This window comes from Thauera aromatica K172 (assembly GCF_003030465.1).
GTDB classification, from domain to species: domain Bacteria; phylum Pseudomonadota; class Gammaproteobacteria; order Burkholderiales; family Rhodocyclaceae; genus Thauera; species Thauera aromatica.
Window position 1 is genome coordinate 318,245 of the sequence record NZ_CP028339.1, and the last position, 10,410, is coordinate 328,654.

Consider the following 10,410-nt stretch of genomic DNA (forward strand, 5'->3'; position numbering starts at 1 on the left):
TACGCGTTCGATCAGCGGATCGGGTGGTAACCGGGCACAAACCGACGAGCTCGCACCGCCCGCCTGGAGGAACTACTGCGGGCTTCCGAACGGAAGATCTTCAGGACATGCGCTCATCCATTCGACCATTGACCATGATCAATGGTCCCAGAAACTCTCGGGAAATAGCATTGAAATTCCAATCCTTCCCCGAGCATCAAGCCCCCACCCCCAGCAACTTCCTCGGGTTGCGCTGAAAGTACACGCCCAGCACTTGCCCGCTGGCGTTCAGGCGCAGGGCGCAGACGTCTTCCAGGGTGCCTTGGGCGTTCCACACCAGGGCGCCGGGTTCGCCGTTGACCCGGGCCGCCCGCAATGCTTGTGCGCCGCCGGGGGTGCGCTGCCAAGTGCGGGCAAAGGTCAGCAGGGCCTGGGCCACGCGCAGTCTGCCGCCCAGGGGCGCGGGCACGGCGCAGACCACGCCGCCGCCGTCGCTGTAGAGGTGCACGTCTTCGGCCAGCAGTGCGGCCAGGGCCTGCACGTCGCCGCTGGCCAGGGCTTGGGCGAAGGCGCCCAGCAAGGCCTGGGTGCGGGGGTCGTCGGCGCTCGGCGGGGCCGGTGCGTCGGGGCCGAAACCTTGCGCCTGCAGGCGCTTGCGCGCCCGGCTGGCGAGTTGGCGGCAGGCGGCGGCGCTGCGCCCCAGGGTTTGTGCGACTTCGTCAAAGCCCTGGTCGAACACGTCGTGCAGCAGGAAGGCGGCGCGCTCCAGCGGCCCCAGGTGCTGCAGGGCGAGCAAAAAGCCCAGGGACAGCTGCTGGCGCTGGCCCAACGCGGCTTCGGGGCCGGGGTCGCAGTAGTCCCACAGGGCGTCGTCCACCAGCGGCTCGGGCAGCCATAGGCCCACGTACTGTTCGCGCCGCGCGCGGGCGCTTTGCAGTTGGTCCAGGCACAGGTGGGTGGCGGTGCGGCACAGGTAGGCCAGTGCGTCCTGCACCTGGGCGTGGTCCACCGCCTGCCAGCGCAGCCAGGCCTCTTGCACCACGTCTTCGGCCTCGCTGCGCGAGCCCAGCATGCGGTAGGCCAGGGCGCGCAGGCGGGGGCGGTGGGCTTCGAAGGTAGTGATGGGCATCAGTGCCTGGGGAGTTCGAAGGGGTATCGGACTACACCCCATAGGTGGCGAGATAGGCCGCAGGCACCTGCACCGGCACGATGGAACCCGCCAGCAGCAGGCACAGCAGTGCGCCCAGGCCCACCCCCAGCAACGCCAATGCCAGGACGGCACGCCGGCGCCGCACCATGGGGCGCGCAGACAGCGCCCAGTAGGCCGCGCACCCCAGGTGCATGCCCAAGGCCGCCACGCCCGCAAAGTAGTAGGGCACGAAGAACCACCCGTAGGGTGGCACATGCATGCCGGCGGCGGCAAAGTAAAAATCGGTGTCGAGCCGCAGCACCCAGCGGCCTGCCAGCACGGCGCAGGCGTGGATGAGCACAAAGCTGCCCAGCACCAGGCCCGAGAGCGCCTGCACGCGCGCCACCGGGTGCATGGGCCGCCCCCCGCGCAGCGCCTGCCACGCGCCCCATGCGCCGGACGCCACCTGGGTCAAGATAAACAAGAGCAAAAGCGGCTCCACCAGCGGGTGGCGGTAGAACAGGCGCAGCGCTTCCATCGCGTGCCGGTGGGCGGCCACACCCGCCAGCGCCACCAGATGGTTGCCCAGGTGGGCCGTGGCGTACAGCGCCAGCACGCAGCCCCCCACACTGTGCAGGCGCCGGCGCCAGGTGGGAGCCGCAGTGGCAGCGATCGGTGTGGAAGGTACCCCGGAACAGGCCGGGCGCGGATCGGTTACGAGAGAGTGTGCGGTGTTCATACCTCCAGGACGACGCAGCCCGCGCCGATGTGACATGGCGCTTGCGCCCTGTCAGCGGCAAGGCGTGGGGATGTTGCTCCGTTCCATGCGCCGCGCGTGACCCGGCGATCAAATCGGCTCGATGCCGTTGCCCGCTCAACGAACCGACTTCGGCGTGCGCCCGAAATACCGCGTAAATGCCACGCTGAAATTGGCGGGATGCTCGTAACCTACCGCGTAGGCGGCCTGTGCCACCCGCGATCCCGACTCCAGGAGCGTCCACGCGCGCCGCATGCGCAGCTCCTGTAGGAAGCGATGGGGTGGGGCGCCGAACAGCTCGCGGAAGCCTTGTTTGAACTTGCACTCGTTCATGCCCACGGCGGCGCTGAGATACGCGATCGTCAACGCACGGTCCATGTGGCTTTGCATCAGGTCGCGGGCGCGCTGGAGTTTGTCGATGTCGTCCGTACCCAGACGTGTGTATGTGAGGAGGAGGAACACGAGTCGTCATGGGCGAATCGCCAACGAGGCGATTGAAAGCGAACACCGCCTCATCCTCTCCTGACCTCGCCCGGAGCCACCCCGAACTGCTTGCGGAACGCCACCGCGAAATGGCTGGCGTTGGTGTACCCCAGCTCGGCGGCGACGGCGGCCACGGTGGCAGAGCCCTCCCGCAGGCGATGCCGGGCTTCGTGCATGCGCTCGCGCTGGAAGAGCCCATAGACGCCAGTGCCAAACATCTGCTTGAAGCCCTGTTTGAGCTTGAGCGCATTGAGCCCGCATTCCCGCGCAAGCTGGGCGATGGTGGGTGGATTGCCAAGATCGGCGAGCAGTCGGTCGCGAGCGAGCAGCAGGCGGCGGCGCTCGCCGGCCGGGATCGCCGCGGGCGCCTCCCGGCCTTCCAGGAACAGGGCGGCCAGTTCCATGCCCTTGGCTTGCATCCACAAGGGATGCCGGGGAGCGGCGTCGGGGCCCCGCAGGGCTGCGAAAAGGGCATGGGCAGTCGCACGTAGGTCGGCACTCCGGTGCCCGTTGCAGAACACGAAATCGCTTCCAAGCTCGCGCTGCAGCGCGCTGTCTGCCCTTTCCGCCCAGGGTGCGAAAACCTCGGGAGTCACCAGCAGCATGAGATTGGCGAAATTCCCCTCCTGGACGAAGCGCAGCCGCCGCCCCGGCCCATAGCCGATGCAGCCGGTGCCTTCCCGCACTTCGGTCTCGCCCCCCTTCAAACCCTCCAGCCAGCACCTCGCCCCACCCTCCAGCCAGTAAGAGAAGTGGATGCAGCCGCTGTCGTCGAAGACAGATTTTTCCACCGGTTGCGCAAGGTTCCCCGACCAGGAAAACAGGCACACACCTTCGTACACCGGTTGGCGCACCAGGTTTTGCTCCCCATTGCCGGTGACGGCGCCGCCGAAAAAGTCGGAGGCCGGCAGGCAGGAGGGTGAAGAGGCGTTCGACGACCGGCGCATGTTCCGCAAAAAAGAATCCCGATGTGGGTGATTACGAACCCCATCCGGGCCACAGTTCGTAATGAGAATGATTATCGTACAGCCTTTAAGCACTTGACAACAGGCTAGGATCATGAAAACAAACAAGCCACCCCGCTGTTTCCAACGTCGTTCCACGACCTTCCGCCCCGGATGCGTGCTGTTGCTGTGCGGTCTTGCCGGCGCGGCGTCTGCGGGCGAACCGGAAGTTACCCTGCCCGAGGTGACAGTCAGCGCCGGCAAGACCGACGGCAAGCTGTCGCGCACGCCGGCGAGCGTGACGGTCATCGCCGGAGAGGAAGCCGAGCGGCGCGGTATCGACAGCCATGGCGAACTCGCCCAGCAGGTGCCGAATGTCTATTTCACTCAGTGGGCGCCGCGGGGAGCTTCCCTGAATGTGCGTGGCCTGGGGTACTCCGATGACGAGAACGATACCCAGAGCGGCGGTTTCGTAATCGATGGCGTGCCGATGTTCGGCAATGCGGCGCAAAGCCTCTTCGACGTCGATCAGATCGAGGTGGTGCGAGGCCCCCAGAGCACCCTCTACGGCATGGGCGCCATGTCCGGTCTGGTGGTGGTGCGCACGCGGGAAGCGGAATCGCTGCCGGAGGGCCGCCTGAGCCTCGATCTGGGGGCGCCGCGCTTCGGCGCCATCGCCGCCACGGTGGGTGGAGCACTGGGGGACGACACCGCCGCCCGCCTGAGCCTGCGCGCCGGCTCCGACGACGGCACCCTGACCAATACGCGCAGCGGCGCCAAGGATGGCACGAGCGATGACAACTTCGCCGGGCGCCTGCGGCTGAACCATCGCCTGGCGGGCGGCGGTACCCTCAAGTTCGGCCTGCACGGAGCCCGGGACCGGGGCCATCTGGACATGTGGGCCACCCCCGCGGAGGCGCGCCGGCACGAGACTTCGGGTAGCGACCAGGGCGCCACGGACGCCAGGTTCGGCGCCGCCGTGGCGGAATACGTCCAGCCCCTGGCGAACGGCATGACCCTGACCGACATCGCCGGTTACGTGGACAGCCAACTGCATATCCGCATGCCGGTGTCGGCGCTGGGGGGCTTCCTCGGCGTATTCAACGAGGATCGCCGGCAATTCAGCAACGAATTTCGCCTGGCCCGGCAGGGGGAGAGCCTGGACTGGCTCACCGGCCTGTGGCTCGCCCGCCACGACAAGGAGGGGCCTTTCAGCTTTTCGATGCGTCCCTTCTACGCTTCGGAGGTGGTCACCCGGATCAAGGCGGACACGGTGGCGTGGTTCGGCCAGACGCAGTGGCGCTTCGCGCCGGGCTGGGAACTGACCGCCGGCCTGCGGTTGGAGCGTACGGTGCGGAAATTCGACTGGAGCGCACAGGAATCCGGCTACGCCGACACCGACGGCGACGGCATGCCCGACACCCCCTATTCGGCCAGTCCTGCCGTCCGGGGCGTGCGCGCTTCGTCGACTGTCGCCTTGCCCAAGTTGGCGCTGGGGTACGTCCCGGCACCGGGCCATTATCTTTATGCCAGCTACGCCCAGGGCTACAAGCCGGGCGGCTTCAACCACCATGCCAACAGCGAGACCGAGGCCCGTGCGCCGTACAAGGTGGAGCATGCCGACCAGTTTGAGCTTGGCTGGCGCGGCCGCTGGCAGGGGATGAGTGCCGGCGCCACCGTTTTCCACACCCGGCTGCGCGACCAGCAGGTGGTGGAGAACCGGCCTCAAGGCACGTTCACCGCCAACGCCGCCCGCTCCCACAGCCAGGGGGTCGAGCTCGAGGCGGCGCTGCAGGCCACCCCGACGCTCCAGGTCAAGGCCAGCGCCGGCTACGTGCGGGCGGTGTTCGACGAGTACCGCAATGCCAGCATCGATTATGCCGGGCGCCAGTTCCCCAACACGCCCAAGGGCAGCGCGGGCGTCAGCCTGCACTATGCGCCGGGCGGCGCCTGGGAGGCGAACGCGTCGCTCACCCGCATCGGCAAGTCCACCCTCTTCCCCGGCACCGAAGTCGAGAATCCGGCCTATACCCTGCTCAACGCCTCCCTCGCCTACCGCTCCGGGCCGTGGGAATGGAGACTCTACGGCAAGAACCTGCTCGACGCCGGCTACTTCACCCGTGCCCTCACTTCCGGCCTGGTAGTCGCCAGCCCGGGTCGCACGGTGGGCATACGTCTCACCCGGGAGTTCTTCTGATGCGCACGATCTCCTTCTCCGCTGGCGCGCCCTGGCGGGACGACGCCATGCTCGCCGCCCTGTATGTCTCTCAGGCGCTGCCGATGGGGCTCGCCTGGTTCGGCCTGCCGCCCTGGCTGCGCGCCCAGGACGTCGGGCTGGAAGTGATCGGCGCCATGATGCTGGCGGTGCTGCCCTGGGCGCTGAAATTCCTCTGGGCCGCGCCGGTGGAACGTTACTGCATGCGGCGGGGCTGCCGCCCGGCGATCTCGGCGGCGCAACTGGCGGCGGCGCTCGCCTACGGGCTGCTGGCCTTCGTCGATGTCGCCGCCGCACCGTTCCTGGGAATCGCCCTGCTCGTGTTGCTCAACGGCCTGTGCGCGACCCAGGACGTGGCCACCGACCGCTACGCCATCCTGCGCCGGGGTGCGGCCGGGGCGGCTCGCGTCAACACCTCGCGCTTCGCCGGTTTCACCATCGGCATGTTGGCCGGGGGCAGCGGCCTTCTGGTGACGGCGCCGCATTTCGGCTGGGCCGTTTTCATGCTGGCGTGCGCCGCCTGGATGCTGGGGATGGCGGTGGCGGCACGGCGGCTGCGCGAGCCGGCGGCATTGTCGCGCGGCGACGCCCCGGCGCCGTCGCGCGCCAGTCTGCGGGCCTTCCTCGCCGGGCGGCCTCTGGCTCTGCGGCTGCTCGGCATCGCTGTCGTCTTTCGTTGCGCCCACGCCATCGGCGACGGGATGCTGAAAGCCTTCTGGGTCGACCACGGCGTCACGCTCGATCAGGTCGCGGCGCTCACCACCCTCAATTTCACGCTGTTCGGCCTCGTCGGCGCGCCGCTGGGCGCCTGGCTGGTGGCGCGCCGCCAAGCCTCGGCGGGCAGCGTCGCGGTGATTTGCGGGGGAGTGACCGCGCTGCTGCTGGGGGCGCTGGGGCTGGTGGCCCATCTGGGCATCGGCATTCGCACGCTGCCCAGCTGGGACTGGCTCTATGTCGCCCTTCCTGCCGTGCAGGCCATCGTTGACGGCGCCTCCTCGCTGGCCTTCTTCACGCTCTTCATGCGCTGGTCGGTGGGCACACAGCCAGGCACCGACTTCTCGCTCTTTCTCTGCGCCGAAAGCCTGGGCGGCATCGTCATTGCCTCTCTCGCCGGGCTTGTGGCGGCGAACCTGGGCTACGGGCTGCACTTCATTTCCGGCGCCGGTCTGACCTTGCTGGCCATGCTCTACGTCTGGCGCACGTTGCGCCTCATCCCCACCATTCCCGCCGGTGCGAGTTCCGGCCAACCCAGTGCGGAGGCATCCCATGCAGTGGCTTGAACGTTTCGTCGACCGCACCGCCCGCCGGCCCGATGGCTGGCTCGGCCGCGCCCTCTACCGCGAGGCGCGCGCACACCGCCCCGGCTTCGAGCGGATCAAGGCCGAACTCGCGCTTTGTCCGCACGAGCGCGTGCTCGAAGTCGGCTGCGGCGCCGGCGTGCTGCTCGCCGAGATGCTGGCGCAAGCGGCCAGCGGTTACGCGATCGATCACAGCGCCGACATGGTGGCGCTCGCCACCGAACGCAACGCCGCGGCCGTGCGCGAGGGCCGCCTGGAGCTGCGCCAGGGCGACGCCCATTGCCTGCCCTGGCCCGACGCGAGCTGCGATGCCGCCGCCAGCGCCCACATGTTCTTCTTCGTCGAACGGCCACGGGACCTGCTGCGGGAGATCGCCCGGGTCCTCAAGCCGGGTGGGCGGGTGGTCATCGCCACCAGTCCCCGCTCGACCCTGAGCAGCCTCTTCCTCTTCCCTTATGCGCACGCCATGCGCTGCTACGGCGACGACGAACTGGCCGCGATGATGGAGGAGGCCGGCTTCGCCGAGGTGCGGGTGCGCACGGAAAAGCGCCTGCTGCAACTGGCCGTCGGGCGCACATCGGCATGACCGACCCTGCCCTGCTGCTGGCCCATTGCTGGGGCGTCCAGCTGCCGTTGATGCTAGCGATGGCCGTGGTCTGGGTGCTCCACGGCACCCGCGACGGCGTTCTTCGTCAGTGGCTCGACGCCGACCACCACACCCTCTGGCATTGGGCCCTGGGCTTCGCCTTGCCAGCGGCCATGCCGGTCGTGCTCGGCTTCGACCTGCCGACTTGGGGCCGCATGGCGGTCGCTGCCGTCAGCGCCTTGTGGGCGGCAGCGGCCTTGGGCGAACTGGCTGCCGAATGGCGCCGCGTCCCGGGGCCCCAGTACCGTGTGCTGATGGCGCTGCAGGCCCTGATTGCCGGAATCGGGGCCTGGGCCGGCGTGGCCTATGCCGCCCCGGTCTGAGGGAGTGGAAGCCGTGCCGAGGCACGACCTTCGCAGCTGGCAGCACGACCACCATTTCGCGGCCGGATCCGCTATGCCGAGCGCCGCGTTCGCTGGGTGGCGAGGCTGACCTTTGATGCAATGGTGGTCGAAATTGGGCATGCAAGCCGGTCAGCGTGATCGTTGTTTGGCCGGCTCGCGTTGCCACCGGGCGATGGCATAGGGACGGAGGCGCCATGGAACTGCGGCACCTGCGTTGCTTCCTCGCCGTTGCCGAAGAACTCCATTTCGCGCGTGCGGCCGAGAAGCTGCACATCGAACAATCGCCGCTGTCGCGCACCATCCGGCAGTTGGAGGACGACCTGGGCGTGCGGCTGTTCGAACGCAACAGCCACGGAACCCGCCTGACCTGGCCGGGCCAGGTGTTCCTTGGGGAGGCCCGGCGTGTCCTGGCGACCGCCGAGCAGGCCCGCGCCAGCGTGCGTGCGGCCGCCAGTGGCTATCGTGGCCTGCTGCGCATCGCGCTCTCCGACGGCATCTCGCAGCCGCGCCTGAGCGCGTTGCTGGCCCGATGCCGCGAGGAGGCACCGGAAGTGGAACTGCGCCTGACCGAGATACCGCTGGCGAGCCAATTGAAGGGGCTGCGCGATGATCTGTACGATGCAGGCCTCGCCAAGTCCGACGATCCAGGCAAGGGTCTGGTCGCCATGCCTGCCTGGTGCGAATCCCTGGTTGTTGCTGTGCCGGCGCGGCATCCGCTGCTGGCATTCCGGGAGTTGCCGCTATCGGAGGTGCTGCGCTACCCGCTGGTACTGTGCGATCCGCACGCCTGCGAGGGCTGCAGCCGGCAGGTGGGCAAGGTGCTGCGCGCGGTCGATCGTGAACCGGAGGTCGTAGAAATGGTGGCGACGCATGACCTCATGATGGCACTGGTGGCCGCGGGCTACGGGCTGGGGCTGGCAACGAAGGCACAGTTCGCGGTGTGCCGGTGCCCGGAAGTCGTGGCCAGACCGCTGGCCGGTGAGCCTCCAACGCTGGTCACCTACCTGCTGCGCCGGGATGAAGAACCTTCGGCGCAACTTGCAGGTTTCATTGGTCGGCTGAACTCAGCATGATCTGTCAGAGGATGACGAGGGTTTCTCTGTGAAGGAATCCTGTACGGGCCTGCATGCAGGCCGTACAGGATGATGGGCCGAGCAAAGTGCACCTCGGTAGATGAAAACTACAACAAGCCGGCTTCGGCGAACGAGTACGGCGTGCCCTTGCCGACGATGAAGTGATCCACCACCCGGACATCGACGGTGGCCAAGGCGGCTTTCAGCCGGTCCGTGAGCGCGCGATCGGCGGCCGAGGGCTCGGTCACACCGGACGGATGCTGGTGCGCCAGGATCAGCGCCGAGGCGTTGAGAGCCAAGGCGCGCTGAACGATCACCCGTGGATACACCGAAGTCTGGTCGATCGTGCCCTTGAACAGTGGCTCGTAGGTGAGTACCTGGTGCTGGCTGTCGAGGAACACGACGGCGAAGACTTCGTTGGGCTCCGCGACCAGCTTCAGGCGCAGGTAGTCACGCACGGCGGCGGGACTGGACAGCGCTGGGCCGGCCTTGAAGACGCGCTTCTCCAGCAGGGTGATGGCCTGCTGGATGATCCAGTCCTCGTGCTGGGCGGCGATCAGGGTGAGTGACTCCGGGTGGGAGTCGGCGATGACAAAAGACATGACGAACCTCCAATGGATGAGATCGGAGGGCGCCTGCCCCAGGAGGGCAAACCCTCCAGGGGACGATGGGGATGGAACAGGTGACGAGCGGGCATCCACCACCGCGGATGCAGTGGCTGTTCGCGTCAAGGGATGCGATGCGAACTGGTTTCGATCAACGCGGACAAGCCGCGCCGTAGCCTTGAAGATCGATGGCTACCTGGGCATGTCACCAGCAACGCTGGCGGGCATGTCTGGGGGATGTGAGGTCTCGGCGCTCGTCGTGTCGCCGGCAGCCAGCAGGTCGAGCGCCGAGAGCAAGGCGTCGCCGTCCATGGGGCCGTGCAGCAGGATGGTTTTGCCAGTGTCGCGATCGCGCAGTAGCAGGGTCGGCGTGGCGGCAATGCTCTGTCGTGCCGCCTCCGCGGCCTGGGCGCGGATCACGGCGTCGGGCCGCTCGCTGTCGAGGCACTGCTGCAGGGTTGGCGTGAGGTCGGGATAGCGCAGGCCCTCCGGCAGGCCCTGGCCGTCGCCACGGGTGTGCGCGTAGAGCCAGGCCACCGCCTGCCAGAACGCGGCATGCCCGCCCACCTCGCCCGCACACTCGGCCAGGCGTGCCCCGGCGGTCGCGGCTGGCTCGTGCATGGACAGCGGCAGGTGATGCCACTGCCAGTTCACCTCGGGGTGGGTGTCGATCCAGCGCTGGAGCGTCGGGAAGTACGCCCGGCAGTACGGGCACTCCAGGTCGGCGTAACCGACCACCGTGAAGCGGGCATCGCTGCGGCCGTACAGCCACGGCGGTCCGGTCGGTTTCGGTGGTTCGGGCACGGTCGTGATCGGATGCGTGAACTCCGGGGCCGCATCGGGCGTGCGCAGGAGCAGCCACCCGGCGGCGCCGACCGCCGCGACCAGCAGCGCGATCAGGGCATGGCGTCGAGTGAACGAAGGCAGGCGCATGGTG

At 68.2% G+C, this 10,410-nt stretch carries 11 protein-coding genes; 5 read left to right on the plus strand and 6 right to left on the minus strand.

Going from position 1 to position 10,410, the window contains the following annotated elements; translation table 11 throughout:
• Positions 1-196: 196 nt before the first annotated feature.
• The 4 genes from sigJ to Tharo_RS01475 form a co-directional block, all read right to left on the minus strand.
• A complete protein-coding gene (gene sigJ, locus Tharo_RS01460) occupies positions 197-1,108 on the minus strand; it encodes an RNA polymerase sigma factor SigJ (RefSeq protein WP_107219682.1) in 912 nt (303 codons plus the stop codon).
• A gap of 31 nt (positions 1,109-1,139) precedes the next feature.
• Entirely contained in the window at positions 1,140-1,724 is a 585-nt protein-coding gene (locus Tharo_RS01465) for a hypothetical protein (protein WP_107219683.1), read from the minus strand.
• A 258-nt stretch (positions 1,725-1,982) separates the two neighbouring features.
• Entirely contained in the window at positions 1,983-2,327 is a 345-nt protein-coding gene (locus tag Tharo_RS01470) for a helix-turn-helix domain-containing protein (protein ID WP_245880973.1), read from the minus strand.
• A gap of 50 nt (positions 2,328-2,377) precedes the next feature.
• Positions 2,378-3,295, minus strand: coding sequence for a helix-turn-helix domain-containing protein (locus tag Tharo_RS01475; protein ID WP_245881077.1), 918 nt, complete (start codon positions 3,293-3,295; stop codon positions 2,378-2,380).
• Between the two features lie 112 nt (positions 3,296-3,407).
• On the opposite strand from Tharo_RS01475, the gene Tharo_RS01480 reads away from it, so the two are divergent.
• From Tharo_RS01480 to Tharo_RS01500, 5 genes are all read left to right on the plus strand, one after another.
• A complete protein-coding gene (locus tag Tharo_RS01480; RefSeq protein WP_107219685.1) occupies positions 3,408-5,489 on the plus strand; it encodes a TonB-dependent receptor in 2,082 nt (693 codons plus the stop codon).
• Positions 5,489-6,787 carry an MFS transporter gene (locus Tharo_RS01485; RefSeq protein ID WP_107219686.1) on the plus strand — a complete coding sequence of 433 codons (1,299 nt, stop codon included), beginning with the start codon at positions 5,489-5,491 and terminating at the stop codon, positions 6,785-6,787. The genes Tharo_RS01480 and Tharo_RS01485 overlap by 1 nt, the downstream gene beginning before the upstream one ends.
• The gene (locus Tharo_RS01490; RefSeq protein ID WP_107219687.1) at positions 6,774-7,391 is read left to right on the plus strand and encodes a class I SAM-dependent methyltransferase; all 618 of its coding nucleotides are present in this window, start codon (positions 6,774-6,776) and stop codon (positions 7,389-7,391) included. Before Tharo_RS01485 ends, Tharo_RS01490 begins: the two co-directional genes overlap by 14 nt.
• The gene (locus Tharo_RS01495; RefSeq protein WP_107219688.1) at positions 7,388-7,774 is read left to right on the plus strand and encodes a hypothetical protein; all 387 of its coding nucleotides are present in this window, start codon (positions 7,388-7,390) and stop codon (positions 7,772-7,774) included. The genes Tharo_RS01490 and Tharo_RS01495 overlap by 4 nt, the downstream gene beginning before the upstream one ends.
• Positions 7,775-7,989: 215 nt before the next feature.
• Positions 7,990-8,868 (plus strand): LysR family transcriptional regulator, encoded by an 879-nt coding sequence (locus tag Tharo_RS01500; protein WP_107219689.1) that lies wholly within the window; start codon positions 7,990-7,992, stop codon positions 8,866-8,868.
• 107 nt (positions 8,869-8,975) lie between these two features.
• Here Tharo_RS01500 and radC read toward each other — a convergent pair whose 3' ends face one another.
• Together radC and Tharo_RS01510 are read right to left on the minus strand one after the other, a co-directional pair.
• On the minus strand, positions 8,976-9,470 hold the full coding sequence (gene radC, locus Tharo_RS01505) for a RadC family protein (protein WP_107219690.1): 495 nt from the start codon (positions 9,468-9,470) through the stop codon (positions 8,976-8,978).
• A 195-nt stretch (positions 9,471-9,665) separates the two neighbouring features.
• Positions 9,666-10,406, minus strand: a complete 741-nt coding sequence (locus Tharo_RS01510; RefSeq protein ID WP_107219691.1) for a DsbA family protein — start codon at positions 10,404-10,406, stop codon at positions 9,666-9,668.
• Between the last annotated feature and the right edge of the window lie 4 nt (positions 10,407-10,410).

Bases quoted from the DNA above. Each gene is read 5' to 3' on its own strand.
- sigJ (WP_107219682.1), bottom strand. From the start codon at position 1,108: ATGCCCATCACTACCTTCGAAGCCCACCGCCCCCGCCTGCGCGCCCTG.
- Tharo_RS01475 (WP_245881077.1), bottom strand. From the start codon at position 3,295: ATGCGCCGGTCGTCGAACGCCTCTTCACCCTCCTGCCTGCCGGCCTCC.
- Tharo_RS01480 (WP_107219685.1), top strand. From the start codon at position 3,408: ATGAAAACAAACAAGCCACCCCGCTGTTTCCAACGTCGTTCCACGACC.
- Tharo_RS01485 (WP_107219686.1), top strand. From the start codon at position 5,489: ATGCGCACGATCTCCTTCTCCGCTGGCGCGCCCTGGCGGGACGACGCC.
- Tharo_RS01490 (WP_107219687.1), top strand. From the start codon at position 6,774: ATGCAGTGGCTTGAACGTTTCGTCGACCGCACCGCCCGCCGGCCCGAT.
- Tharo_RS01495 (WP_107219688.1), top strand. From the start codon at position 7,388: ATGACCGACCCTGCCCTGCTGCTGGCCCATTGCTGGGGCGTCCAGCTG.
- Tharo_RS01500 (WP_107219689.1), top strand. From the start codon at position 7,990: ATGGAACTGCGGCACCTGCGTTGCTTCCTCGCCGTTGCCGAAGAACTC.
- radC (WP_107219690.1), bottom strand. From the start codon at position 9,470: ATGTCTTTTGTCATCGCCGACTCCCACCCGGAGTCACTCACCCTGATC.
- Tharo_RS01510 (WP_107219691.1), bottom strand. From the start codon at position 10,406: ATGCGCCTGCCTTCGTTCACTCGACGCCATGCCCTGATCGCGCTGCTG.